Source organism: Bacillus sp. 05T21 (assembly GCF_056396785.1).
In genome coordinates this window covers 22666-47286 of record NZ_JBFTMD010000001.1, presented here as the reverse complement: position 1 = coordinate 47286, position 24621 = coordinate 22666, and the positions used below count along the sequence as shown (strand labels likewise).

The following is a 24621-nucleotide window of genomic DNA, read 5'->3' as shown; positions in this document are numbered from 1 at the left end:
ATGAAAAATGAGCGCCACGTTTTAGTTGTTTTCCCGCATCCGGATGATGAGTCGTATTGCGTGGCTGGAACAATTTTGGCTTATACTGAGCAGAAAGTCCCTCTTACTTATGTTTGCTTAACGTTAGGTGAAATGGGGAGAGCGATGGGAAATCCTCCTTTTGCAACACGTGAATCCTTATATGCTATAAGAGAGAAAGAACTAAAGAGCGCTACTAATATTTTAGGGATTAAAGATTTACGTATGATGGGATATCGTGATAAAACGCTTGAATTTGAAACTCCTGGAGAATTAAGAAGTGTAATACAAAAATATGTGGAAGAATTGAATCCTTCGTTAGTCATTTCTTTTTATCCGGGATATGCAGTGCATCCAGATCATGATGCAACAGGAGAAGCGGTAGCCGGGGCGTTAGCTAATATTCCAGAAAATAAAAGGCCAACATTTTATGCTGTAGCTTTTTCAAATAATCATGAAGCAGAAATAGGACCTCCAAGTTTTAAAAATGAAGTAAAAGAATATGTTCCAAAAAAGCTCGAGGCATTGCAAGCACATGCATCACAAGTTGCGACTAAGGTAACGGAACTGAAAAGAGAGTATGAAGATGGTGTTCCAGAAACAGTTGAGTGGTTAGAGAGAGAGCCGTTTTGGATATATCCATTTAAAGATAAGAACATGTGATGCTACATCTGAAGGTGATGAATATGTATTTTGAATATAAGAATCGAAAGGTTTTTTACAATATAGAAGGATCGGGGCCTGTCATATTGTTTTTACACGGTCTTGGAGGGAATTCGAATAATTGGTTATATCAAAGAAAATACTTCAAGAAGACATGGACCGTAATCTCACTCGATTTACCTGGGCATGGGAAATCCGAAGGGATGGAAATTAGTTTTAAAGAATATTCAAATGTTTTATATGAGTTATGTAATCATTTAAAGCTAAAATCAGTAACAATTTGTGGTCTTTCAAAAGGAGCTAGAGTGGGTATCGATTTTGCTATTCAATATCCACGTTTTGTTTCTAGCTTAATTGTTGTAAATGCATTTCCCTATTTAGAACAGGCAGATCGTAAAGAAAGACTTGAAGTATATGATTTACTTAGCTTACAGGATAAAGGGAAAACTTGGGCGGATACGTTATTGAGAGCAATGGGAGTAGAAGATAATGATGCAATTGTCCGAGGATTTCATCAATCCCTACAAACGATTCATCCGATTCATATTCAAAGGTTATTTGCTGAATTAGTTGATTACGATCAAAGACCATACCTGTCTAACATTGCATGTCCTGCATTAATAATACGAGGAGAGAATGATTATTTTGTTCCGGAAAAGTATGTGAGAGAATTTGAAAAACACCTGAGAAACGTGACTTTCGTTGAGTTGAAAAATAGTGGGCACTTACCTTATTTAGAACAGCCTACTAGCTTTAATGTGACGGTAGAGGCATTTTTAAATCATGCGCTTGATTAATACCATTTTTACAGTGAATACTGTTATTAATGAGTTCAGGACACCAGCTTGGAGAGGAGGGAACTAAATGGAATGGCAACCGAATCGTGAAGATAAGATACCAGTTTATAAACAAATTGCTGATTACATTGAAAGAGGCATTTCTACCGGTGAATTCCCTTCTGATAGAAAATTACCTTCCGAGCGTATGTTAGCACAGAATTTACAAGTGAACCGGAGTACGGTCGTAGCTGCTTATGAAGAATTGAAATCACTTGGGGTAGTAGAACGGAAAAAAGGAAGCGGCACCCGGGTGAATACAGATATATGGGGTGTGTCACATAAACGAATACCGAACTGGGGTAGGTACGTTGAGGATGGATCATTCTTACCTAATGTACCACTTGTTCAGCAAATTCGAACGGAAACACAAAAAGATGATTTAATCAATTTAGCGAGTGGTGAATTGTCATCAGATTTAATTCCGAGTGATAGATTTCGAACAATTTTGTCGGAGAAAACATTTATGGGAAATCTCGGTTATGACCATCCGCTTGGAAATGAAATGTTGCGAAAAACCATTGCGGCACATGTCGAGCAATATAAACAAATAGAAGCAGATTCAAGCTCTATTCTTATTACATCTGGAGCTCAGCAAGCACTTAATCTTATCGTTCAATGTTTGTTAAAGCCTGGAGATGCGATTGCAATTGAGGATCCCTCCTATTGTTATTCACTCCCGATGTTTAAATCAGCAGGTTTAAAAATATTCCGTTTACCAGTTGATCAGCATGGTATGAATCCAGATGACTTAATCGATTTGCACAAAAAGCATCGCATTCGTATGGTGTTTTTAAATCCGGATTATCAAAATCCAACTGGAACGGTACTTTCATTGGCAAGACGTAAAAAGGTTTTAGAACTATCTTCTGAATTTGGTATACCGATTGTAGAAGATGATCCGTATAGTTTGACTTCTTTTAATGGAGAAGTGAATCCAACATTGAAATCGATGGATCAAAATGGGAATGTTCTTTATGTGAGCTCATTATCAAAAATTGTTGCATCAGGATTACGTATTGGTTGGGTAATTGGCCCCACGCGCGTAATTGAGAGATTGGCAGATGCGAAGCAGCAAGTTGATTTCGGTCATAGTGTATTTACACAGTGGGTAGCGAACCAATTTTTAGAATCTGAGGATTTTCATACGCATATTACGATGCTTCGTGGACAACTGAAACAAAGAAGAGATGAGTTAATTAGAAAGCTTGAAGAAATATTAGGGGACCAGATTGAATTTTTTGTTCCTGAGGGTGGAATACATTTATGGTGCAAAGTGCAAGGAACGTTTGATGAATATCATTTACTAGGTGAATCTATACAAAATGGTGTAGCATTTGTCCCAGGAAGCGTCCTAGGTTCGAAAAGTGAATATATCCGATTTACTTTTGGCAGAGCGAATGTAGAACAAATTCAGCTTGGAGTTACAAGGTTTGCGGAAACATTAAATGAGATTTCATAATAGTGAAGCGTAATATGGAAATGAGGGAAAGAAATGAAGTACGTGACGCTTTTACTTCAAGTAGGCGTGCTATATGTGTTTAGCTTAGCTGGTACGTGGATTCAAGGAGTATTCCATCTATCTATGCCAGGAAGTTTAATAGGGATGTTAATATTGTTCCTACTCCTTTCTACTCGTATTTTGCCATTAAAGTGGTTTGAGGTAGGTGCAGAAAAGTTAATAGTATTTTTACCCTTATTTCTAATTCCTTCGACAACAGGATTAATGGAATATGGATCTTTTCTTTTAAGTAAGGGGAGTATTATATTCCTTTTAGTAGTTGCAAGTACGGTAGTAACATTGATTGTTTCAGGGTATGTAAGTCAATTATTAGTAACATCAAAAAAATAAAATCGACAAGGTGCGCTATTCAAATGGTCTTAATTTTTATTACTGTAGTAATTTATTTATTGGCGACAAAGCTATATAAAAAATTTGCGTTTCCATTTACGTTACCGGTATTAACAGTTACAGCAATTATGATTTGTTTATTTTTGATATTTGGTATTTCTCATCATGAGTATAAGGAAAATGGGGGAGACATTCTTTCAGGCTTTTTGAGTCCTGCAATTGTAGCGTTAGCCATACCTCTATTTAAAGAGCGAAAGATACTTATGAAAAACTTTTTAGCGATACTAATCGGCGTAGTGATAGGTATAGTGGCTTTAACGAGTATGAATGTAGTGATTGGTGGAATTTTAAATATAGATAAGGAACTCATATTAACAACTTTACCACAATTAGCGACAATGCCCATTGCCATTTCATTAGCGGATCAAATTGGTGGCATTCCATCTATGACTTCTAGTTTTGTAGTTGTTGCAGGAATAACAGGTGCTATTATCGGACCGACAGTACTTAAGTTTTTCCGTATAACAAGTACGATTGGAAAAGGAGTTGGAATGGGCTGTGCATCACATATTATCGGTGTGAGTCGTCTAGTGAAGGAAGGCGAGAAAGAAGCAACTATCGGTTCGGTAACGATGATTGTAACAGGGATACTTATTAGTATATTAGTACCTTATGGAGTGAAAATTTTATTTTGAAAATTAATGAATCGTAATAAAGAGTATAACACTACTCATTTTAGAGCGTAATGGAGATGATTAAAATGACAACATGGTTTATAGTTACATTATTTATTTTTGGTGCTCTTAAAGTACTAGTTTCTAGTATGCCAACTTCTGTTGTAGAATCAATTATTAGTAGATTTGAGTTACACCAAAAACTTGATGAGGAAAATACTACTGTAACGGTAGATGGGGAAAGTATAGAAGGAGAAATGAAACTTCAAGTTATTCATGAATTTAACGAGGCTTTATTTTTAGATAAGCATTATTTTCCACCGCAAGGGAATGGAACACCGATAGTCATGGAGACGAAGAAAGGAAAAAGAGAGATTAGATTTTCTATATATAGCTACGAGGAACACGTTGATGTGGTAAAGCAATATAAGAAGAAAGTAGTTGCATATCGTTTGCGGTCAAAAAGCCTTCAAAGTCGTTCAGTAGCAGTAACTGAAGATTATGCTTAAGGAGAGACCGTTATTATAACGGTCTCTTTATTTTTGCATCCAAGTATATAATTTCCAAATAAGAGAAAAGAAAATGATATATCCAAACAAAGAATAAGCATGATGCCAATTCCCGTTATGTACAAATAAACCTAACCTCTCAGCAACTTGTTCAAAAATACTAGCACAAAGCCCTATTAAAATAATAAATAGAGTTCTAGAAACTGCAGATAATGTTTTTGAAATTTGTATGAAAATGATTGTTAAAATTGGTAGCACAAACAACGTAAAGCCTATGTTAACTGAAAATATAGATGAGAAAGGTCTAACTGGAAAGGAATATATTTGTGTATGCACAAAGAAAGCATCTAAGCAAGTTCCAATAATAGAAGAAAGTAAGACTGTAACTAATAATGCTAAAAAATCATTCTTCTTCTCGAAGGAGGACATTTTTCTTTGCGAGAATTGCGAGTTCAATTTTTTCGAGTGTTTTGCAGTAATCTTCTGTAATTTGTCCATTTATATTTTCCTCCTTATCAACTAAATAATTTACAACTTGCCAATCGTTAAACCAATCTTCATTTTCAACTTCTTCATGTTTCATATCCCGCCATGCATAGATGAGTGCAGGGCTGTATATACGATACGCGTCACTACGTAACTGGCATTTCTTTATTCGGCGTTTATAAAACTCACGCGAAAAAGATTCATTTACACTAGAAAATAAATGAGGCCAGTAATCTTTTCTTGAGCCTGTATGTGGATGGTGATCGACCCAGTTTATTATTTGAGATAAAATATGTGTATCCCGAAATAACAATGAATACAACCGTTTTCCAAGTGAAATTCGTTCATGCAAAGAAGTGAAATGTTTCATTGTATCACCAAATAGTAATACTTTTTGCTTTTTATCATTTTCGTAAAATGGGAAAAGGATATGATTAAACTGAAAAAAATCAAAGAGTTTAAATCCAATACTATTTAATACAGTCTTTTTAAAGTGTGCATTTTGAATAACTCTTTTTTCTAAGTAGTTTTGTTCATTAACAATAGTTGCGATCGCTAATGTTTTTTTGTTACCTGTTTTCCAAAAATCGTTCCACATTGTTTCCATAAATGTAGAAACATTTAAGTGAGTGAGAAGGTGAAATAGCTTTTTTGATTTTTTTACACTTTGCTCATATAGTAAAAATTGAGGATATACATCTTGGAAAATGAGCCAATTTCCTCTTTCTAAAAAAGAGAAAAATGTAATTTGATCTTTCTCGGATAAAAGCCTCGTATATAAATCTCCCTTTAAATCTGTCATATTCCAGCCACCGTTACGTGATACGATATGCCCAAGTAGTGCCCAATGTATTTCTGGATATTGAATGTAAAATTGGTAGTATGCACGTGTTCTTGTGACGTTATTTTTATTTAGTTCTTTTGTCTGAGCTTTAATTTTATCGATGATAAGTTGCTCTTCTTTCGTTAATTTATATATGGTAACAGAAGAGATGAGATCGCTTTTTTGTTGTAACTCGTTTTTCACGTCGAATAGGGAGAGAGGGAGTGCTTTTGAGAATTCTTTAGATGTATTGTTTGAATTGCTTTGGTACATTCCATTACCTCCCTTTGCTATGAGTTTAAATGTGGTATTGGTTATGAATCATTCCATTTATCCCGCTATTAACGAGCAGTAAGACTCCCATCTTAAAAGTCGGCTAAAGCAAAGAAGTTAGGTGAGGGTGGGGCTGCTCGTAAAAGCCCGATTGATTCAACTAATAATCAGTGGGGGATGGACAAAATCCTCACTAATTAAAGTTTCACTTTATTTTATTACGAGTATAAGAAATAAATGAGCGGTGTTTTTTAAACCAGTAATATAGTTATCATTCAAACAGTATAAAGAAAATCTAATTGCTAAGAAGTGAAATGAAAAACAGAAACTATTAAAAAATAGTTTCTGTTTTTTTATTTTGTCAATTAAATGTAACAAACGACGATTATGATTTGAATCAATTGAAAATAATTCAATAACCTTAATAAATACAATTTAAATTGAAATGTATGGTAGGAGGAAAAGGAATGCTTAATAAAATAATTTTAATTACTGGTGGTACAGGTTCGTGGGGACATGAACTTATAAAACAACTATTAGAAAAATCACCGAAAGAAATTAGAGTTTTTTCAAGGAATGAAACGGTTCAGTTTGAAATGCAGCAACAGTTTATAAATGAAGAGAGATTAAAATTTATTATTGGAGATATTCGTGATAAAGAGCAACTAGTATATGCTTGCCAAGATGTACATTATGTATTTCATCTTGCAGCTTTAAAGCATGTTCCAGTATGTGAATATTATCCTTATGAAGCTATAAAAACAAATATACATGGTACGCAAAATGTAATTGAAGCATCTATCCAGAATCAAGTTGAGAAAGTTATATATGTTTCAACTGATAAAGCGGCCGATCCATCAAATACGTATGGGATGACAAAAGCAATTGGTGAAAAATTAATGGTTCATGCGAATGTGCAAACGAAGAAAACAAAATTTATTTGTGTTCGTGGCGGAAATGTTTTAGGAACGAGTGGAAGTGTGGTACCACTTTTTAAAAAGCAAATTAAGCAATCTTCAAAAGTAGGGATTACGGATGCAAATATGACTAGATTTTTCTTAACCATTGAAGATGCTGTTGGATTGTTATTTAAAGCAGCATCTGAAGGAAGAGGAGGAGAAATCTTTGTTATGAAAATGCCAGCATGTAAAATAACGGATTTAGCAAAATTATTGATTGAAGATTCAAAAAAAGAAAACGTGAAGATAAAAGAGGTAGGGATAAGACCTGGTGAAAAATTAAGTGAAATGCTTTTATCTGAGGTAGAGAGTAAAACAAGTATTAGTTTTGATCAAAATTATTTTGTGGTACTACCGACTATACCTATAGAAGGGCTTCAAGAATATTATGCTAGTTATCCGCTTGTGGATGTGAAGAGTTTTAGTTCTCAACAAGACTTACTTACAAAACATGAGGTGAAACAAATGTTAGAAAAAGGAGGGTTTTTACGATGAAAAGAAATGCGAGCCTTTTAATAACTGGTGCAAATGGCTTCACAGGACGTCATGCTTGCCAATATTTTTTAGAGCAGGGCTTTCATGTAATTCCTATGTTTCAAAATCGTTCACATAGAGAAAAAATCGAAAATGGTATTACTTGTGATTTAACAAATAAGAGTGAAGTAATGAAGGTAATTAAACAAATAAAACCAGACTATGTATTGCATTTAGCAGGAAGAAACTCAGTTAATGAGTCTTGGACAGCTTCTCTGGAATATATAGAGATTAACGTAATAGGGACTTTATATTTATTAGAAGCCATTAAGCAGGAAGCCTCGCATTGTAAAACATTAGTTATAGGATCTGCATTGCAAGCAGATAGTATGAAAAACATAAAAGTTTCAAATCCATATAGTTTAAGTAAAACTATGCAAGTCATTATTGCAGAGGCTTGGGGCGGATTAATGGATTCAAATATTATCATTGCAAAGCCCTCAAATTTAATTGGTCCAGGAGTATCGAATGGCATTTGTTCTATTCTTGCAAAAAAAATGATAGATATACAGTTGGGGAAAAGTGAACCAATTATTGAAATAAACAGTTTGAAAGATAGTAGGGACTTTCTGGATGTACGTGATGCAGTTAAAGCGTATCATATGTTATTACGTGATGGTATAAATGGAAAACAATATAATATTGGATCAGGAGTAAACCGTTCTTTATTAGATGTATTGGAACAATATAAAGGATTAACACAGTTGAATTTTACTATAAAAGAAACAGAGAATAGTGAGAGCGGTTCAAATGAAAGTTTAGTATTAGAGGATATAAAAAAGTTAGGTTGGGTTCCAGAAATTCCATTTCAGCAATCATTAAAAGATGTACTTGAGTATGCGAAGTATAGTGAAATCTGCATTCAATAAAAATATAAAAGGATGTAACAAATATATGAATTGTTATGAAGCGATAGATAATCAAAGTACGCTATTTCTTTCGATTGTTGATACGTTGGATTGGAAAGATGAAGAAGCGCATGTGTTGCACCTCTATGAGGCAATAAATCAATATCGAGCGTATGTGGAAGAAAAAAAGGTTGATCGAATAAAGCCAGCACTAGAGACTAGAACTAGGCATGTGATTCAAGTTTTTGCTCAGTATGAGTGTAGTGAGTATGGAAATGATTTTTATGAACTCATCAAAGATCTCTTACAAGATATAGGACTTGAATTAAAGATTAATATAAAGCTAGATTTTTAATGATAAAGGTGGATATAAGTTATGAATAAAAAGATTCTCTTTACTGGGGGCGGTACAGCCGGACACGTAATGATTAATATGGTATTGATTCCTAAATTTATAGAAAAAGGATGGGGAGTTGAGTATATTGGATCTCAAAATGGAATTGAAAAATTATTAGTTCAAAATGTTAAGTATAATAGTATTTCAACAGGAAAACTTAGGAGATATTGGGATTGGGAGAACTTTAAAGATCCTTTTAAAATTATAAACGGTTGTTTACAAAGTTATAAATTAATTAAGAAAATGAAGCCTGACGTTATCTTTTCGGCAGGAGGATTTGTTTCAGTTCCTGTAGTTATAGGGGCATGGTTAAATCGTGTACCTATAATAATACGTGAACCAGATAGTACGTTAGGGTTGGCAAATAAAATAGCATTACCTTTTTCTAAAAAACTATGCACAACATTTCCTCAAACAGGGGGTAATGTAAGTACTGAGAAGAAGGTTTATGTAGGGCCAATTGTAAGGGAAGAAATTGAGAGAGGTAACGTATTACGAGGAAGAAGCTATTGTAAATTTCAGCAAGATAAACCGGTATTGTTAATAATGGGTGGGAGTCAAGGTGCTAAGTGGATAAATGATATGGTAAGGAAAAGTTTAGATACATTATTATTAAATTTTAATATTGTTCATATGTGTGGTAAAGGGAAGGTGGACCCAGCTATTGGAATGGAAGGTTATATGCAATTTGAATATATAGGGGAAGAGTTACCGCATATACTGAATATGGCAAGTGTTGTAGTTTCCAGGGCTGGTTCTACTGCTATTTCTGAATTGTTATTTTTGAAGAAACCGATGTTGCTTATTCCGTTAACTAATGGTTCCAGTAGAGGGGATCAAGTTTTAAATGCTGACCATTTTGCACGACAAGGATATGCGGAAGTTTTACTTCAAGATAGAGTAAACAGTAGTACATTTACACATGCAGTAAATAAGTTGTATACAAATAAGAAGAGATATATTCAAAACATGAATGGATATATGAAAACAAATGATGAGGGGATTCATCAATTAATAGATATAATAAATGAAGTGGTGAAGTAATAGAAATTTAAATAGAAATACAAAAGGAAAGAAGGTATCTTCTTTCCTTTTTACTATAGTTGCTCAAATTCATTATTACTTATACCGATTAGTTATGTACTATTGGTGAATACCGATTTCTAATAGCTCAGTAAATGCATTAGTATGAATAGGTTTACTGTAATAGTAACCTTGAATAAACTGACATTTATTTTTTTGAAGGAAATTTACGTGTTCTTTCGTTTCTACGCCTTCAGCAATGACAGACATTCCTAATGTATTTGCTAATGTGATGATTGTTTTAATGATTTCCATTCCATCTTCACACGTTTCAGACATTGTAATAAATTCTCTTGGGATTTTTAACGTATCGATTGGATATAAAGGTAAGTAGGCTAGGGAAGAATAGCCTGTACCAAAGTCGTCGATTGAAATGTGAATCCCTAAACTTTTTAGTGTACGCAGTTTTATCAATGTTTCTCTCTCATCCATCATTGCAATTCGTTCTGTTAATTCTAGATCAAGGGAACTTGCTGGTAAGCCTGTAGTTGCTAAAGCAGAAGAAATAGATTTTACAAAGCCGTCTTGTTCAAATTCTTTAGCAGATAAATTTACCCCTATTTTTAAATGCGAATATCCGAGTGCGTGCCAACGTTTCATTTGCTCACAAGCCTGCTGTAATGTCCATTTTCCTATTGGAATAATTTGTAGTGTTTCTTCTGCAATCGGAATAAACTCGTATGGAGAAATAACACCTAATTCAGGATGATTCCACCTGATTAAAGCTTCTGCACCGATAATTTTATTAGATTCACTATCAACTTGAGGTTGATACAAAAGGAACAATTCTTCATTTTGTATTGCGTTTGGTAAATCTTTTTCTAATCGTAATCGTCTTTCGATTTTTTTAGCGATTACATCGTCATAAATAGAGACAGAGTTGAGCTCTTTTGCCTTTGCATCATACATTGCAACATTAGCGTTTTTCAGAAGTGTAGCGGTATCGATTCCGGAATGTGGATAAATGGAGATACCGATACTCAGTGATAAAGTTAATTTATGCTCATGTATGACAAATGACTTTTCCATGCTTTCAAATAATTGGTTACATAACTCGAATAAGGAATCTTCGTCAGTATAGTTTTCAATTAAGATTGTAAACTCATCACCACCGATTCTTGACAGATGAGTATGTGATGGAAGACATGATTGGAAACGTTTTGCTACTTCTTCTAATATGTAATCACCTGACGAATGTCCAAGTGTATCGTTAATTACTTTAAAGCGATCTAAATCTAAATATAATAATGCAAACTCACTTTGTGTTGTTTGAGCATTTTTTATAAATTTTCTTAGCTTCCTATGGAAAAAGGATCGATTCCCAATTTTCGTTACAGTATCGTGGAATGCTAAATATTTTATTTCTTCTTGTTGTTTTTTTAGTGCGGTAATATCCTTTACCATAATATAGCTTCCTGAAATTTGTCCATCTATCATAATAGGAACGATGGTAACGTATAAAAAATAAGTAAAGCCATCTTTATATTGAGAACTAAGTTGTAAGGATGCTGATTCTTGTTGTTTAACTTTTTCTAATGCAGATATCAGTTTATGTTTATCTGCATCTAAAATAATAGAAAAACATGTCTCACCAAGTAACTCGTTCGTTGGTGCTCCAAGTAGTATGCTTCCTGCTTTATTTACATTTAAGAATATTCCATTTAAATCAATCGTAAAAATGGGATCAGGATGATATTCATATAATGATTTGAATTTTTGTTGTTTCTGAGATAGGGCCTCTGATTTATGGACTAAATCAGAAGTTCTTAAAGTAACTTTTTCTTCTAGTTGAGCATTAAATACTTGTAAACGTTTTGTTAGGGTGTCGTTTTGCATACGCACAATAGAATGGCGAATAAGTACGAAAACAAAAGCGATACAATTTCCTGTAATGAGAGTTGAAGATGATGTTTGTTCTTTTAACGTAAACCCGATTAGTATTGCAACAGCAAGATAGGGAAATACGACTAAAACTTTCTTTCCTAGTATAGGGTTTACAATGAAATAATTTTTATGGCTATTATCATCTTCTGAAATAGACCCAGCTATTGCGATAAGCAATATAGGTATTCTATATAAAAGACGTAAAAATGTTATAGTGTCAGTTGATAAATGGGTATTTAAGTAAAAATAAATATAGTTAAAAGTTGCAGAACTAATTAATACAAAAATAAAGATATAAATTTTCCGCTTGGACTTAAAAATTGTTGGGCGGAAAAAGAGACTAACACCTAGTAGAAGAAATAATAGATCTGCAATTGGATATAGAAATGAAAGGAAAATATCTGCGAGTGAAAGTGAGAATATATTTAAATTTGGCTGATTAAATAAATACCATTCTAATGTGAATATGGAAGTAAGTACTATACATATATCACAAATAAAGAAAGCTTTTTCCCATTTATTGCATTCTTTTAAGATCTTATAGCAAAAAGCGATAAGGCAGAAGAATAGAAAAAACATGTAAAATACATCAGAAATAGTAAAATGATGTATTGGAAGTTCGAAAAAGGTATCTTGATACGTATATACTACTTTTCCTAATAAAAAACTACCAATTGCAATTGTAATACATATCCAAAAAGGATTTGAACTAACTTTTTTAGAGTATATAGAGTAAATTAGCGATATAAATGTAATGACTTCAACGATGAGTGAAGCGAAGCGTACATTGAAATTTGAAAAATTAGTAGGGAATAGAAAGAAAAACATAAAATAGATTGAATAGCATATTAATGTTGTGATTAATATACATAGCTGTAAATTTTTATTTAATTTCAAAAAAATCACCTTCTTTAAGTATGTACTATATTCGTAATATCTATACATAATAATATTACTTAAGGATTGTATCAGATTTCCTTATAAAAAGCATGCTTATAAGGAAAAAATGAAGAATGTAATACTTCTTAAAATTGAAAAAGTATTGAGTTCAATGATTTTTCAATTTATAAGGAATGCAGATAGAATTTGTATATTTAGTCATCCTTTAGATTTTAAAGGTTTTTTAGTGATTTGCAAGCGGAGATGTAAAATTGCATATAAAGTGATGGGAACTTCTCTCTAGATGAGGGGAGTTTTTCGTTATTAAAGTGTATTAAGTAAAACCTTTGTATGTACCTATTCTCATACTAATGAGGGATTAAAGAAACGTGTTGATTATATACAATAATATGTAATACAGTAATTGATTTTTAATATGGGGGGAAAATCACGATGAAATGGGTGAAGTTTAGAATAGCACGTCCAACTGATAAATTTGAAGAGGTTATTGCATTCTATGAAGAAGGATTAGGTTTAAAACGTATAGGTGAGTTTTATGATCATGATGGTTATGATGGAGTCATGTTTGGTCTACCGGATGAAGAATATCATTTAGAATTTACAAGACATATAGATGGAAGCCCATGTCCAGCCCCAACAAAAGATAATTTACTTGTGTTTTATATAAGAGAATATAATGAAATAGAAAAAGTGAGTAAAAGGCTGCATGCAATGGGATACGATGAAGTAGAACCAGAAAATCCATATTGGAAAGAAAAGGGGATTACTATAGAGGACCCAGATGGTTGGAGAATTGTATTGATGCAAATAGAAGAATGAGGCTAGAGAAATTTCGAATTTTGATAGAGTTAGTGGATTATTGTTAGTATGTCCTGTTGTTGTAGCGCAACGAGAAAAAAGGCTTCTCCCAGATAAACAGGTAATTGTAAGAGAGGAAGAATTTTTAAATACGCTTACTTCAACCGAAAGGGAAGAATTTTGTGAGTTAGCAGTGGTTGCGAATGAGTATACATATAAGCGTTTCAAAGAAGAAATTAAGCCAGGGCTAGATATTGCTAATGATGGGTTTATTGAAAGATTACAAAAGAATTACTCTCTTACTTTGGACTTCCAGCATAAAAAATATGAGAAACCCGTTCTTTTATTAGCTGGAAGACAAGATACATCGGTAGGTTATCAAGATATTGTAGGAATCATTGAAGATTACCCAAGAGCGACATTAGCGGTATTAGATATGGCGGGACATAATTTACAAATCGAACAGCCTGAATTATTTGAGAGTTTAGTTTCGGAGTGGGTTAGACGAACTGCTCAGCAGAGTTCATAAAAAAGAATAAATTAATATTTTGATTGTATTCAAGTTTTGATACAGAAAAGATTAAAGTAAGTAATTAACTTATAAAAATTTTCAAGGAGGAATTATGAATACATATATCTATATGGTTAGGCATGGTGAATCACCAAAATTAGAAGGAGATGAAAGAACACGTGGATTAACTGAGAAGGGAATTTTAGATGCTCATAGAGTAACTGAGATATTAGAAACAGAGGGAATTGATACTTTCATTTCAAGTCCGTATAAGAGGGTTATGTTAACGATAGAAAGGTCAGCTAATTACTATGAAAAAGAAATAGTAGTATATGAAAATCTCAAAGAGTGTAGGTTTTTAAGTGAGGATAAGATTATATCAGATAAGGAAGTGTATCCACTCGTAAAGAAGATGTTCTCTAATCCAGATTTCACACTAACTGGAGGAGAATCGTATGTGGATTGTCAGAGAAGAGTAGTGAAAATATTAAAAGAAATATTAATGGATTTTCAAGGACATAAAATTGTAGTTGGTACACATGGGCTTGTAATGACATTGATGATGAACTATTTTGATAATCAATATGGACTTGAATTTTTAATGAATACATCCAAACCGGATATATATAAGCTAGAATTTAAAGAAGAGCAATTAATGAATGTAGAGAGATTATGGAGAGAAGAATGAAATGGGGTATATGGAGTGTGTTTTAAAAATTACTTTTAAAACACACTCTTTTGCATTAAGTTGAGTTTTAAATATTTTCACTAATACGTTCTTTGTTTTTGTTATTTAAAGTATGTAAGAGTTTTTGAAATACCTTAAATGAATGCTGGAATATTGGACTTTGAATAAAAGTGTATAGAAAAGTTACGATAAAAACAGGACCTCCTAGCATATATCCAATAACTAGTACAACGCATTCTACAATAATTCGAGCACGACTAATAGATAACCCAGTTTTGTCAGAAATGGTAAGCATGAATCCATCGCGGGGTCCAGCACCAATGCCAGCCGCAACGTACATGCCGCCCCCAATGCCTGTAATTGCAATACCAGAAAATAAAATGAGTAAGTTTATCCATAAATAATCACTAGCGTTTGGAAGGATTTTTGATTGTAAGAAAAAGTCCATAATAGGACCGATAAGTAGTGCATTTAAAAATGTGCCCACGTTTATATATTTTCGATCTACTAGTAAAGAGATAAGAACGAGACATAATCCACATATGACACTCCAAGTGCCAATTGTCCACCCAAATCGTTGGTAGAGAGCCATATTTAAAACTTCCCAAGGGTGTAAACCGAGGAATTTAACTTTGACTGCGAGAGCATTTCCAAGTCCAAAAAAAATTAATCCTAGGAAAAATAGAAAATAGCGAAAGAGAGTTAGCCTCATCTTTAAAACCTCCCAATATATAATGATGTATATTACATGTTTGAATTTAAATGTACAAATGTTATGTCTTTTTATGATTTATTAAAAATGTAAATGGATATATATTTTCACAGTCAAAAAAGTTAAAATATTTCGTTATAAGGATTATAATAGAGAGAGAACTATAAAAGGAGTGAACGAATTTGAAACAAGAACTTATTGAAAGATTTACGAGATATGTAAAGATTGATACACAATCAAATGAAGAAAGTCATACAGTGCCTACAACACCAGGGCAAATTGAGTTTGGTAAGTTATTAGTGGAAGAGTTGAAAGAGATTGGGTTATCAGAAGTGACGATGGATGATAATGGTTACGTAATGGCAACACTGCCTGCTAATACAGATAAGGATGTTCCTGTAATCGGCTTTTTAGCTCATTTAGACACAGCAACAGATTTCACGGGGAAAAACGTAAAACCACAAATTTATGAAAATTTTGATGGAAAAGCAATTACGTTAAATGAAGAGTTAAATGTTGTGTTAACACCTGAACAGTTCCCAGAATTGCCATCATATAAAGGCCACACAATCATTACAACTGATGGTACAACACTTCTAGGAGCTGATGATAAAGCTGGTCTAACAGAAATCATGGTAGCAATGAACTATTTAATACATAATCCGCAAATTAAACATGGGAAAATAAGAGTAGCATTCACACCAGATGAAGAGATTGGCCGTGGACCATCGCATTTTGATGTAGAAGAGTTTGGTGCATCCTTTGCCTATACGATGGACGGAGGTCCATTAGGTGGTTTAGAATATGAAAGTTTTAACGCTGCAAGCGCTAAGTTAACTTTTAAAGGGACAAATACACATCCTGGAACAGCGAAAAACAAAATGCGCAACGCAAGTAAACTTGCTATGGAATTTGATAGATACTTGCCAGTAGAAGAGGCACCAGAATATACAGAGGGATATGAAGGGTTTTATCATTTACTTTCTTTAAATGGTGATGTTGAGCAAAGTAAAGCTTACTATATTATTCGAGATTTTGAACGTAATCATTTTGAAGCGCGTAAAAATACCATTAAAGATATTGTGAAAAACATGCAAGAGAAGTACGGCGAAGAGGCAATCGTTTTAGAGATGAATGATCAATATTATAATATGCTTGAAAAAATTGAACCGGTGAGAGAAATTGTTGATATTGCTTATGAGGCAATGAAAAGTTTAAATATTGAACCAAATATTCATCCGATTCGCGGCGGGACAGATGGATCTCAATTATCATATATGGGATTACCAACACCAAACATTTTTACTGGCGGTGAAAACTACCATGGTAAATTTGAATATGTTTCGGTAGATACTATGGAAAAAGCTGTTCAAGTTATTGTAGAAATCGCAAGACGCTTTGAAGAACAAGCTTAAAAAGAGAACCAAGTAGTAATGAAGTGCTACTTGGTTCTTTTCTATAGTAAAACATACAAAGTGAAACTTGTTACAAGACGTTTGTAAAAGGGGGAAATGTTATGAGTGAAAATCAGTATCATGGTTATATAGGGACATATACAAAAGCAGAGAGTAAGGGGATTTATAAATTTATACTTGATACGAACATCGGAGAACTTAAAGGGATTGAATTAGCAGCTCATATAGGAAGTCCGACATATGTAACAATTAGTCATAACAACGAGTACCTTTATTCTGTTGCGAAAGATAATGGGTTAGGTGGAATTGCTAGTTTTTCCATTCATAATAAATCCGGTAATCTAAATTCGATTAACATGCAAGTTTTAGAAGGGGTATCGCCGTGCTATGTAAGTGTGAATCGGGAGAATAGTATAGTAGTAGCAGCGAATTATCATAAAGGAACAGTTGAATCTTATATAGTGAAAAAGGGTAGTGGAAGTATAAATACTGCTACGACAATTGTAGAACATAAAGGTTCAGGACTGAATAAGGAAAGACAAGAAAAGGCGCATGCTCATTATGCGAATTTTACTCCTGATGAAAAATATGTAGTAGCAGTTGATTTAGGAATAGACAAGGTGATTACATATAAAGAAAGTGACGGAGGATTAATGGAAGCTGCTTGTTTATCTGTTAAACCTGGTAGCGGTCCGAGACATCTTGTATTCCATCCCAATAAACATCTTGCATACGTTATGACGGAACTAAGTTCAGAGATTATTGTACTGCAATATGATGCACATAGTGGTAGTTTTAAAGAAAAACAATATATCTCTACATTACCTGAAGATTATGGTGAAGAAAGTTATGGAAGTGCAATTTATATCTCTTCAGATGGCAAATTTGTTTACGCAGCAAATAGAGGGCATAATAGTATCGCAGTTTTCCGAGTAAATGAGCATAATGGAGAGCTAACTTTTATTGAAACAGTATCGACAGAAGGAGATTGGCCACGGGACTTTTCTTTAGATCCGACAGAAAGATTTTTAATTGCTGCGAATGAAAAATCTAATACATTGACTTTATTCTCTAGAAATGAATTAACGGGGAAATTAGTGCTCTTACAGGATGGAATAAGTGCGCCAGAACCGGTATGTGTGAAGTTTTTGCATGTGAAAAAGTAGATAGGAGAACATTTATGAATTTCAAAGATTATAAGGTCTGTCATATATATGGACAACAAATGTGGCATGATCAAGCTATTATTATTGGAAATAAAGAAGGGTTAGAGCAATTAAGGGATATGATTGATTTGGCAATAAATGAAAATCAAAGTGAAGAAGTTTTCTTTCCAGTTGATTTCGAAGGATATACTTTAAAAGTCATGTGTGTAGAAGACGATGAGAAGTTAGAACACTTATCTTTACCATATCATGATGAAAACTATTATACAAAAAGCGATGATGAAATATCACCTGAAAATATATTAAAAAAAAGCACTTAAAAATGCTTTTTTTTAATATAGAACACGCCACAAATAAAAAGTCGCGTAAGACTCCCAATGTATCCAATTTACTGCAAATTCTTTTATTTCATTTTTAGTCGGTTTCTTTTCGGAACCTGTTATAAATTTAATTGCATTATGCAAACCAACATCATCAATTGGAAAAGCTGAAGGGAATCGTAAACAACGCATCAAAACATAGTGAGCTGTCCATGGCCCTATACCGCGAATGCTAGTTAATTGTTTTTCAGCTTGCTTCACATCTTGTATTTGTAATAGAGATTCTTTTGATAATTTACCTTCTGTAATGAGCTGCGCGACGTCAATTAAGTATTCGCACTTTCTTGTAGTCATTTTTAACATTGCGAGATCTTCTACACGTAGATTTGCTATTACTTCAGGTGAGGGGAATATCCAATGTTTTCTATCGTTCCAATCTACATAATCGCCAAAATTTTCGACTAATCTTCTTTTTAGAGTATAGGCATATGTGAGGTTGATTTGTTGACCTAGAATCCCCCAGCATAGTGCTTCAAATAAATCCGGAATTCCCAAAGTACGAAGACCGTAAAATTCTTTAATGGGTTTTTGAAGGAGTGGGTCGTGTTTAGCTAATTTATAGAAGGGAGCTAAATCAGTAGTTAAATCAAACCACTCTTTTACATAGTTAGATACGGCATCGTGTGCCCATTTTTCAGAGACATATGATTCTCCTAAAAAACGTATTTGAATATTACTATCGGCATTCAAACCAATTTCAACTAATGGATTTATGTTTTGAACAGGAATGACTTTATAGATTTTATTGTTTTCAATATGAAACATATATTCATTTTTAGAACGCGATAGATAGCGTAAGTTTTCTTGAAAACTAAATTCTTTTGGAACGACTAAAGACAATATTTCATTACAGCCCTCTGTCATATTTACTCCTCCCGAAGCGCTTCTAATTTGAGCAATTCTTTTTTCATTTCTAAACCACCTCTAAAACCGGTAAGTTTACCATTTTTCCCAATAACGCGGTGACAAGGAATAGTGATAAGCAGAGGATTTGCCCCAACGGCAGTCCCAACTGCACGTACAGCGTTAGGTTTTTGAATTCTTTCCGCAATCTTTGAATAAGAATGTGCCTCCCCATAAGGAATTTCACGTACTGTATTCCAAACAGCTAATTGAAATGCAGTTCCGTAAACATCGATAGGAATTGTAAAGGTTTCTAGTTTGGTTTCCAAATACTCGATAAGTTCTTTTGTATATGTTTGCAGATGATCTGGATTTTGGATGAATGTATGTTGTGGCAGTTTTTTGCTAGCCCACGTATTTAGTTCTTCAAAAGTTTCATTTTGCGATCCGATGAAGCATAATCCATTTGAAGTAGCTGCAATATGCATACGCCAATGTTTATGAATAAGCAATGTCCAATATATAGTTTTATTTTCATATGGTTTCATTATTTCATACCTCTTTTATTCCGTTCTTTTTTCGATATTCAGTAGGGGTAAATCCTGTCTTCTTTTTAAATAAAGTCGCGAAATACTCCGGATTTTCTATCCCGACATCAGTACTAATTTCCATAATGGATTGATTTGTATGTGAAAGGTATTCTGTCGCTTTTTTAATTCTGAATTGCTGTATATATTCTATTGGACTAATCCCTACAATTTTCTTGAAAGTGCGTTGTAGATGATAAGGGCTACCATGGCATATTTCTGCGAGTAAGTCGAGGGTTAACACGTCACAATAATGTTTTTGGATATATTCTTTAATTTGCTCTACCCATTCTTCATTAGGTAAAGTTAGCCCGTTTGGTTTACAACGTTTACACGGACGAAAATTTTCATGTAATGCTTGCTCTGCCTTAAGAAAAATACGTACATTGTTTTTATTCGGTATTCTCGATTTACATGATGGTCGGCAAAAAATACCGGTTGATTTTACAGCGTAAAAGAATTTGTCATCATATGTGGAGTCATTATGAATAATTGCTTGCCAATACTCATTTGTTACTGTGAACTCTTCATTATGCACAGAACATCACCTCTGGCATTAGTATAACCTGAATAAAGTACGTATGTACGTATTTACGAATGTAAGAGCAAGATTACAAAGATGAAACTATGATAGGGTATCTATTTTGTGTTAGCATGAAAATTGAAAATGCACATCAAGAGGAGGAACATAGATGAAGTTGATTTCATGGAATGTAAATGGTTTGCGAGCAGTTATTGCAAAAGGTGGATTTCTAGAATATCTAGAAGAATCTAATGCAGATATATTTTGTTTACAGGAAATTAAATTACAAAGTGGACAAATTGATTTAAATCCCGAGGGATATTATACATATTGGAATTATGCTGTGAAAAAAGGCTACTCAGGAACGGCTATTTTCACGAAAAAAGAACCGATTTCTGTTACATATGGTTTAGGGATTGAAGAGCATGATCAAGAAGGGCGAGTTATTACGTTAGAATTTGATGATTTTTATATGATAACGCTGTATACACCAAATTCTAAACGAGGATTAGAACGTTTAGATTACAGAATGGAATGGGAAGATGATTTCAGGGCCTATATTAAGCGATTAGATGAAAAGAAACCAGTTATTTTTTGTGGAGATTTAAATGTTGCCCATAAAGAAGTAGATTTAAAAAATCCGAAAAGTAATCGGAAAAATCCTGGTTTTTCGGATGAAGAAAGAGAGAAATTTACATGTGTTTTAGAGGCGGGATTCATTGATACGTATCGCTATCTTTATCCCGATCAAGAAGGAGCGTACTCATGGTGGTCATACCGTATGGGTGCAAGAGCGAAAAATATCGGTTGGCGTTTAGACTACTTTGTGATTTCTGAAAGGCTAAAACATAAAATTACCGATGCGAAAATTAATAGTGAAGTGATGGGATCGGACCATTGTCCAGTTGAATTACATATAGATTTCTAAAAAAAGAAGTATCTTCCTGAAAAAAGGAGATACTTCTTTTTTGTTCAGTTTGTTAAAATTTTTCAAATCATTCTTGAAATAATCTGATATTAAATATATACTTAATAACGATAATCATTATCACTGATAGTGATTATCGTGGGATGAGGGTTGTAAAGAATTTAATACTAGGGGAAGTGAACGAGAATGGCTCTCCATTTTACGTAGATTTATTAATGATGTGAAATATAGATGAGGATTATGTTTCATATAATTAAGTTTCATTGTTGAAATAATATATTTGAAGATTTCGAGAGGAGATATATAAAGATGAACAAGAAGTTATTTACATTAGGGATGGTTACAGTTTTAAGTGTTGGTTTAGCAGCATGTAATAGTGCAGACAAAACTTCTGGGGAACAAAAACAACAGACAAAGGCTACGGAAACGAAAAAAGACGAAAAGCGAAAGATTACATATTTAGGTAAAGAATATACAGTACCAGCAAAAGTAGATAAAATTGCGACAGCTAGTTTAGAGTCAATGGAAGATGCGGCAGTACTTGGAATTAAACCGGTAGGTGCAATTACGGTTGGTGGGAAATTACCAGGGAACGTTGCAAAAGATTTAGAAGGTGCGAAATCTGTCGGTGAGAAAATGGAACCCAACTTTGAAACATTACTTCAATTAAAACCTGATGTTATTACATCAAGTACGAAATTCCCAGCAGAAGCGGCTGAGAAATTTACGAAGGTAGCTCCAACAATCCCAATATCACATGTTTCTACAGATTGGGAAGAAAACTTAAAATTAATGGGAGAACTATCTGGTAAAAAAGACAAGGCAGAAAAAATTATTAAGGATTATAAAGCAGACGCTGAAAAAGCGAAAGCAAAAATTGGAGATAAGTTAAAAGATAAAAAGGTACTTGTAATAAGATTAAGAGCGAATACATTATTCGTTTATCCAGAAGGAGTATACTTTAACCCTGTAATTTATAAAGACCTTGGATTAACTGCTCCAGAACAACTTAAAAATGTAAAAGCGCAAGAGAAACTCTCTTTAGAACAACTGGCTCAAATAAATCCAGATTACGTATTTTTACAATATGAAGCAAGTGAAAATAATAAACCAAAAGTACTAGAAGAAATAGAAAGTAATCCAATTTGGCAAAGTGTAAATGCTGTAAAAGAGAAGAAAGTATTTGTAAATACTGTAGATCCTATTGCACAAGGTGGTACTGCTTGGAGTAAAACAGTATTTTTAAAAGAAGCAGTGAAAAATTTGACTAAATAATAAAATTAGTAAGGTGCGTTGAATGATATGCGGAAAATAAATTCACTTCCAATGATAATTTTATGCTTAGCACCCATATGTATTTTACTTACTGTTATTTTATCTATCTTATATGGGACAAAAAATATCGATTTTGAAACGACGTGGAATGCATTGTTTCATTTTGATTCGAGTAATGTAAATCATAATATTATTGTTACATCTCGTTTACCAAGGGTAATTGGAGCTCTTTTAGTTGGAGCTTTTCTAGCCATATCAGGAGCACTTATGCAGGGGATGACAAGGAATTATCTTGCATCCCCTTCTATTATGGGTGTGACGGATGGTTCTGCTTTTGTTATTACAATGTGTATGGTATTCCTTCCGGGAATGTCTTCAGTCAACATGATTTTATGTTCTATGCTGGGTTCAGCATTAGGTGCGGGAATTGTTTTTGGATTTGGTTCACTGCTTAGAAACGGATTGTCACCTGTAAGATTAGCAATTATAGGAACCGTGATAGGGACATTCTTAAGTAGTCTTTCTGCCGCAATTGCTTCTTATTTTCAAGTCTCTCAAAATATTAGTTTTTGGTACAACGCGAAATTAGATCAAGTAGATCCCAATATACTTAAATTAGCAATTCCTTTTGGTATAGTTGGTATTATTTTAGCACTTCTCATTTCAAAATCTATTACAATCCTTTCACTGGGAGAAGAAGTGTCTATTAATTTAGGGCAGCGTACGAAAATTATAAAAGTGACTGCAATTTTATCTGTTGTATTTCTGACTGGTACAGCAGTTGCTTTAGTAGGGAAAATAGGTTTTGTAGGACTAATTATTCCTCATATTACCCGCTTTTTAATCGGTGTAGATTATAAATGGATTGTGCCTTGTGCTGGAGTAATTGGTGGTGTGTTTCTTGCTTTATGTGATGTGTTAAGCAGATTTGTAAACTATCCATTTGAAACACCAATAGGCGTTGTTACGTCTCTAATTGGAATTCCTTTCTTCCTTTATTTAATTCGTACAAGAGGGGGAGAGAGACATGCTTAAAGGCTCAAATCAGCGTTTTGTAATGACTATGGGGACTATGATACTTTTAATTTTATGTATCATTTATATTAGCTTAACGAATGGTACATTTGATATTACAATTATGGACGTCTTTCGAACAATTTTTCGGATTGATCCAGTCCCAGAACATGATTTAGTTATATTTGATTTTAGACTGCCGCGAATCATAATTGCTGGCCTAGTAGGATTAGGTCTAGGGATAGCTGGCGCTGTTATTCAAGGGATTACGAGAAATGGTTTAGCAGATCCGGGTATTTTAGGAGTAAATGCTGGTGCAGGAACTGCAATTGTAATTTTTATGTTCTTTTTCCAAGGACAAATAAAGAGTACGGATTGGATTTCTATAATGATGATGCCGATGTTTGGCTTAGTGGGAGGGTTAGGCGCGGCTATATTAATTTATATATTTTCTTGGCGAAATGGAAAGTTAGATTCACAGCGTCTGTTACTAACAGGGATCGCAATAGGGTCAGGTTTCGGAGCGTTTTCTATGTATTTATCATTGAAAATGAAAGCAACTGACTTTGAAATGGCAGCTGTCTGGGTTTCAGGTAGCATATATAATGCAAACTGGAAATACATTATTGCAATGTTGCCATGGCTTATTATATTAATTCCAATTATAAAAAAGAAAGCTTATTTGCTAGATTTATTTCAATTGGAAGAAACGAGTATTACAAGTCTAGGTGTTTCAGTAGAAAGAGAGAAGTCTATTCTATTATTAAGCAGTATTGGACTTGTAAGTGCATGTGTTGCTGTTTCAGGAAGTATTGGATTTATTGGTCTAATGGCGCCACATATAGCCAAAAGACTTGTTGGCATTCAACATAAATATGTAATTCCTACATGCGGAGTAATTGGGATGTTACTTGTAATTGCTTCAGATTTTATCGCAAAAACAATTTTTATGCCTGCAGAATTGCCTGTAGGGATTGTTATTGCTATTGTCGGTGTACCGTATTTCTTATATTTACTTTATAAGGCGAAAGCGTAAGAGGAG

26 protein-coding genes and 1 pseudogene are annotated in these 24621 nt (G+C 33.6%); 20 read left to right on the top strand and 7 right to left on the bottom strand.

Annotated elements, in window-relative coordinates:
• The 6 genes from bshB2 (at window position 1) to AC1DKZ_RS00225 (ending at window position 4552) form a co-directional block, all read left to right on the top strand.
• The gene (bshB2, locus tag AC1DKZ_RS00250; RefSeq protein ID WP_476995716.1) at window positions 1-681 is read left to right on the top strand and encodes a bacillithiol biosynthesis deacetylase BshB2; all 681 of its coding nucleotides are present in this window, start codon (window positions 1-3) and stop codon (window positions 679-681) included.
• Entirely contained in the window at window positions 681-1478 is a 798-nt protein-coding gene (locus AC1DKZ_RS00245; protein WP_404491798.1) for an alpha/beta fold hydrolase, read from the top strand. Before bshB2 ends, AC1DKZ_RS00245 begins: the two co-directional genes overlap by 1 nt.
• Before the next feature lie 67 nt (window positions 1479-1545).
• A complete protein-coding gene (gene pdxR, locus AC1DKZ_RS00240; protein WP_002088019.1) occupies window positions 1546-2979 on the top strand; it encodes a MocR-like pyridoxine biosynthesis transcription factor PdxR in 1434 nt (477 codons plus the stop codon).
• A 33-nt stretch (window positions 2980-3012) separates the two neighbouring features.
• Entirely contained in the window at window positions 3013-3369 is a 357-nt protein-coding gene (locus AC1DKZ_RS00235; protein WP_002088017.1) for a CidA/LrgA family holin-like protein, read from the top strand.
• 23 nt (window positions 3370-3392) lie between these two features.
• Entirely contained in the window at window positions 3393-4064 is a 672-nt protein-coding gene (locus tag AC1DKZ_RS00230; RefSeq protein WP_476995497.1) for an LrgB family protein, read from the top strand.
• 65 nt (window positions 4065-4129) lie between these two features.
• Window positions 4130-4552 (top strand): YfmQ family protein, encoded by a 423-nt coding sequence (locus AC1DKZ_RS00225; protein WP_002088014.1) that lies wholly within the window; start codon window positions 4130-4132, stop codon window positions 4550-4552.
• A gap of 27 nt (window positions 4553-4579) precedes the next feature.
• Here the strand turns inward: AC1DKZ_RS00225 and AC1DKZ_RS00220 are convergent, their stop codons facing one another.
• Window positions 4580-4981, bottom strand: a complete 402-nt coding sequence (locus AC1DKZ_RS00220) for a CBO0543 family protein (RefSeq protein ID WP_044442960.1) — start codon at window positions 4979-4981, stop codon at window positions 4580-4582.
• Window positions 4956-6134: a DUF2515 domain-containing protein gene (locus AC1DKZ_RS00215; protein WP_219303385.1), complete on the bottom strand. Its 1179-nt coding sequence runs from the start codon at window positions 6132-6134 to the stop codon at window positions 4956-4958. The genes AC1DKZ_RS00220 and AC1DKZ_RS00215 overlap by 26 nt, the downstream gene beginning before the upstream one ends.
• A 467-nt stretch (window positions 6135-6601) precedes the next feature.
• Here AC1DKZ_RS00215 and AC1DKZ_RS00210 point away from each other — a divergent pair, with 467 nt between their 5' ends.
• Genes AC1DKZ_RS00210 through AC1DKZ_RS00195 form a run of 4 tightly spaced genes read left to right on the top strand, consistent with a single transcriptional unit; the run spans window position 6602 to window position 9916 of the window.
• Window positions 6602-7588, top strand: coding sequence for a UDP-N-acetylglucosamine 4,6-dehydratase family protein (locus AC1DKZ_RS00210; protein WP_476995496.1), 987 nt, complete (start codon window positions 6602-6604; stop codon window positions 7586-7588).
• Entirely contained in the window at window positions 7585-8496 is a 912-nt protein-coding gene (locus AC1DKZ_RS00205) for an NAD-dependent epimerase/dehydratase family protein (RefSeq protein ID WP_476995495.1), read from the top strand. Before AC1DKZ_RS00210 ends, AC1DKZ_RS00205 begins: the two co-directional genes overlap by 4 nt.
• Window positions 8497-8521: 25 nt before the next feature.
• Window positions 8522-8830: a DUF6572 domain-containing protein gene (locus tag AC1DKZ_RS00200; protein WP_060752180.1), complete on the top strand. Its 309-nt coding sequence runs from the start codon at window positions 8522-8524 to the stop codon at window positions 8828-8830.
• Window positions 8831-8851: 21 nt separating this feature from the next.
• Complete coding sequence (locus tag AC1DKZ_RS00195) at window positions 8852-9916, top strand: undecaprenyldiphospho-muramoylpentapeptide beta-N-acetylglucosaminyltransferase (RefSeq protein ID WP_476995494.1); 1065 nt, start codon at window positions 8852-8854, stop codon at window positions 9914-9916.
• A 99-nt stretch (window positions 9917-10015) separates the two neighbouring features.
• Here AC1DKZ_RS00195 and AC1DKZ_RS00190 read toward each other — a convergent pair whose 3' ends face one another.
• Window positions 10016-12736: a putative bifunctional diguanylate cyclase/phosphodiesterase gene (locus tag AC1DKZ_RS00190; protein ID WP_476995493.1), complete on the bottom strand. Its 2721-nt coding sequence runs from the start codon at window positions 12734-12736 to the stop codon at window positions 10016-10018.
• A 435-nt stretch (window positions 12737-13171) separates the two neighbouring features.
• Here AC1DKZ_RS00190 and AC1DKZ_RS00185 point away from each other — a divergent pair, with 435 nt between their 5' ends.
• From AC1DKZ_RS00185 to AC1DKZ_RS00175, 3 genes and pseudogenes are all read left to right on the top strand, one after another.
• Window positions 13172-13558 carry a VOC family protein gene (locus tag AC1DKZ_RS00185; protein WP_113936867.1) on the top strand — a complete coding sequence of 129 codons (387 nt, stop codon included), beginning with the start codon at window positions 13172-13174 and terminating at the stop codon, window positions 13556-13558.
• Window positions 13559-13577: 19 nt separating this feature from the next.
• A pseudogene (locus AC1DKZ_RS00180) lies at window positions 13578-14066 on the top strand (alpha/beta hydrolase); the annotation flags it as partial.
• Window positions 14067-14160: 94 nt separating this feature from the next.
• The gene (locus AC1DKZ_RS00175; RefSeq protein ID WP_476995492.1) at window positions 14161-14736 is read left to right on the top strand and encodes a histidine phosphatase family protein; all 576 of its coding nucleotides are present in this window, start codon (window positions 14161-14163) and stop codon (window positions 14734-14736) included.
• A 67-nt stretch (window positions 14737-14803) separates the two neighbouring features.
• Here AC1DKZ_RS00175 and AC1DKZ_RS00170 read toward each other — a convergent pair whose 3' ends face one another.
• Window positions 14804-15448 carry a YczE/YyaS/YitT family protein gene (locus tag AC1DKZ_RS00170; RefSeq protein WP_476995491.1) on the bottom strand — a complete coding sequence of 215 codons (645 nt, stop codon included), beginning with the start codon at window positions 15446-15448 and terminating at the stop codon, window positions 14804-14806.
• A 182-nt stretch (window positions 15449-15630) separates the two neighbouring features.
• Here AC1DKZ_RS00170 and pepT point away from each other — a divergent pair, with 182 nt between their 5' ends.
• The 3 genes from pepT to AC1DKZ_RS00155 all read left to right on the top strand — a co-directional run bounded on the left by pepT (window position 15631) and on the right by AC1DKZ_RS00155 (window position 18349).
• A complete protein-coding gene (gene pepT, locus AC1DKZ_RS00165) occupies window positions 15631-16863 on the top strand; it encodes a peptidase T (RefSeq protein ID WP_404457369.1) in 1233 nt (410 codons plus the stop codon).
• Between the two features lie 101 nt (window positions 16864-16964).
• Complete coding sequence (locus AC1DKZ_RS00160; RefSeq protein WP_476995490.1) at window positions 16965-18029, top strand: lactonase family protein; 1065 nt, start codon at window positions 16965-16967, stop codon at window positions 18027-18029.
• A gap of 14 nt (window positions 18030-18043) precedes the next feature.
• Complete coding sequence (locus AC1DKZ_RS00155) at window positions 18044-18349, top strand: hypothetical protein (RefSeq protein WP_016362105.1); 306 nt, start codon at window positions 18044-18046, stop codon at window positions 18347-18349.
• Window positions 18350-18361: 12 nt separating this feature from the next.
• On the opposite strand, the gene AC1DKZ_RS00150 is transcribed toward AC1DKZ_RS00155, so the two are convergent.
• Genes AC1DKZ_RS00150 through AC1DKZ_RS00140 form a run of 3 tightly spaced genes read right to left on the bottom strand, consistent with a single transcriptional unit; the run spans window position 18362 to window position 20377 of the window.
• A complete protein-coding gene (locus AC1DKZ_RS00150) occupies window positions 18362-19273 on the bottom strand; it encodes a DNA-3-methyladenine glycosylase 2 (protein ID WP_476995489.1) in 912 nt (303 codons plus the stop codon).
• Window positions 19274-19275: 2 nt separating this feature from the next.
• A complete protein-coding gene (locus AC1DKZ_RS00145; protein ID WP_476995488.1) occupies window positions 19276-19800 on the bottom strand; it encodes a methylated-DNA--[protein]-cysteine S-methyltransferase in 525 nt (174 codons plus the stop codon).
• 4 nt (window positions 19801-19804) lie between these two features.
• Window positions 19805-20377, bottom strand: coding sequence for a bifunctional transcriptional activator/DNA repair enzyme AdaA (locus AC1DKZ_RS00140; RefSeq protein WP_002014656.1), 573 nt, complete (start codon window positions 20375-20377; stop codon window positions 19805-19807).
• Between the two features lie 154 nt (window positions 20378-20531).
• On the opposite strand from AC1DKZ_RS00140, the gene AC1DKZ_RS00135 reads away from it, so the two are divergent.
• The 4 genes from AC1DKZ_RS00135 (at window position 20532) to AC1DKZ_RS00120 (ending at window position 24615) form a co-directional block, all read left to right on the top strand.
• Complete coding sequence (locus tag AC1DKZ_RS00135; protein ID WP_193665083.1) at window positions 20532-21290, top strand: exodeoxyribonuclease III; 759 nt, start codon at window positions 20532-20534, stop codon at window positions 21288-21290.
• Window positions 21291-21599: 309 nt separating this feature from the next.
• Window positions 21600-22565, top strand: coding sequence for an iron-hydroxamate ABC transporter substrate-binding protein (locus AC1DKZ_RS00130; protein ID WP_002087985.1), 966 nt, complete (start codon window positions 21600-21602; stop codon window positions 22563-22565).
• Between the two features lie 27 nt (window positions 22566-22592).
• Window positions 22593-23600 carry a FecCD family ABC transporter permease gene (locus tag AC1DKZ_RS00125; protein ID WP_002087983.1) on the top strand — a complete coding sequence of 336 codons (1008 nt, stop codon included), beginning with the start codon at window positions 22593-22595 and terminating at the stop codon, window positions 23598-23600.
• Entirely contained in the window at window positions 23593-24615 is a 1023-nt protein-coding gene (locus AC1DKZ_RS00120) for a FecCD family ABC transporter permease (RefSeq protein ID WP_476995487.1), read from the top strand. Before AC1DKZ_RS00125 ends, AC1DKZ_RS00120 begins: the two co-directional genes overlap by 8 nt.
• Window positions 24616-24621 lie beyond the last annotated feature (6 nt).

What these genes read in the sequence shown, in the direction of transcription:
- bshB2 (WP_476995716.1), top strand. Translation starts at nt 1, where the DNA reads ATGAAAAATGAGCGCCACGTTTTAGTTGTTTTCCCGCATCCGGATGAT.
- AC1DKZ_RS00245 (WP_404491798.1), top strand. Translation starts at nt 681, where the DNA reads ATGCTACATCTGAAGGTGATGAATATGTATTTTGAATATAAGAATCGA.
- pdxR (WP_002088019.1), top strand. Translation starts at nt 1,546, where the DNA reads ATGGAATGGCAACCGAATCGTGAAGATAAGATACCAGTTTATAAACAA.
- AC1DKZ_RS00235 (WP_002088017.1), top strand. Translation starts at nt 3,013, where the DNA reads ATGAAGTACGTGACGCTTTTACTTCAAGTAGGCGTGCTATATGTGTTT.
- AC1DKZ_RS00230 (WP_476995497.1), top strand. Translation starts at nt 3,393, where the DNA reads ATGGTCTTAATTTTTATTACTGTAGTAATTTATTTATTGGCGACAAAG.
- AC1DKZ_RS00225 (WP_002088014.1), top strand. Translation starts at nt 4,130, where the DNA reads ATGACAACATGGTTTATAGTTACATTATTTATTTTTGGTGCTCTTAAA.
- AC1DKZ_RS00220 (WP_044442960.1), bottom strand. Translation starts at nt 4,981, where the DNA reads ATGTCCTCCTTCGAGAAGAAGAATGATTTTTTAGCATTATTAGTTACA.
- AC1DKZ_RS00215 (WP_219303385.1), bottom strand. Translation starts at nt 6,134, where the DNA reads ATGTACCAAAGCAATTCAAACAATACATCTAAAGAATTCTCAAAAGCA.
- AC1DKZ_RS00210 (WP_476995496.1), top strand. Translation starts at nt 6,602, where the DNA reads ATGCTTAATAAAATAATTTTAATTACTGGTGGTACAGGTTCGTGGGGA.
- AC1DKZ_RS00205 (WP_476995495.1), top strand. Translation starts at nt 7,585, where the DNA reads ATGAAAAGAAATGCGAGCCTTTTAATAACTGGTGCAAATGGCTTCACA.
- AC1DKZ_RS00200 (WP_060752180.1), top strand. Translation starts at nt 8,522, where the DNA reads ATGAATTGTTATGAAGCGATAGATAATCAAAGTACGCTATTTCTTTCG.
- AC1DKZ_RS00195 (WP_476995494.1), top strand. Translation starts at nt 8,852, where the DNA reads ATGAATAAAAAGATTCTCTTTACTGGGGGCGGTACAGCCGGACACGTA.
- AC1DKZ_RS00185 (WP_113936867.1), top strand. Translation starts at nt 13,172, where the DNA reads ATGAAATGGGTGAAGTTTAGAATAGCACGTCCAACTGATAAATTTGAA.
- AC1DKZ_RS00175 (WP_476995492.1), top strand. Translation starts at nt 14,161, where the DNA reads ATGAATACATATATCTATATGGTTAGGCATGGTGAATCACCAAAATTA.
- AC1DKZ_RS00170 (WP_476995491.1), bottom strand. Translation starts at nt 15,448, where the DNA reads ATGAGGCTAACTCTCTTTCGCTATTTTCTATTTTTCCTAGGATTAATT.
- AC1DKZ_RS00160 (WP_476995490.1), top strand. Translation starts at nt 16,965, where the DNA reads ATGAGTGAAAATCAGTATCATGGTTATATAGGGACATATACAAAAGCA.
- AC1DKZ_RS00155 (WP_016362105.1), top strand. Translation starts at nt 18,044, where the DNA reads ATGAATTTCAAAGATTATAAGGTCTGTCATATATATGGACAACAAATG.
- AC1DKZ_RS00150 (WP_476995489.1), bottom strand. Translation starts at nt 19,273, where the DNA reads ATGACAGAGGGCTGTAATGAAATATTGTCTTTAGTCGTTCCAAAAGAA.
- AC1DKZ_RS00145 (WP_476995488.1), bottom strand. Translation starts at nt 19,800, where the DNA reads ATGAAACCATATGAAAATAAAACTATATATTGGACATTGCTTATTCAT.
- AC1DKZ_RS00135 (WP_193665083.1), top strand. Translation starts at nt 20,532, where the DNA reads ATGAAGTTGATTTCATGGAATGTAAATGGTTTGCGAGCAGTTATTGCA.
- AC1DKZ_RS00130 (WP_002087985.1), top strand. Translation starts at nt 21,600, where the DNA reads ATGAACAAGAAGTTATTTACATTAGGGATGGTTACAGTTTTAAGTGTT.
- AC1DKZ_RS00125 (WP_002087983.1), top strand. Translation starts at nt 22,593, where the DNA reads ATGCGGAAAATAAATTCACTTCCAATGATAATTTTATGCTTAGCACCC.
- AC1DKZ_RS00120 (WP_476995487.1), top strand. Translation starts at nt 23,593, where the DNA reads ATGCTTAAAGGCTCAAATCAGCGTTTTGTAATGACTATGGGGACTATG.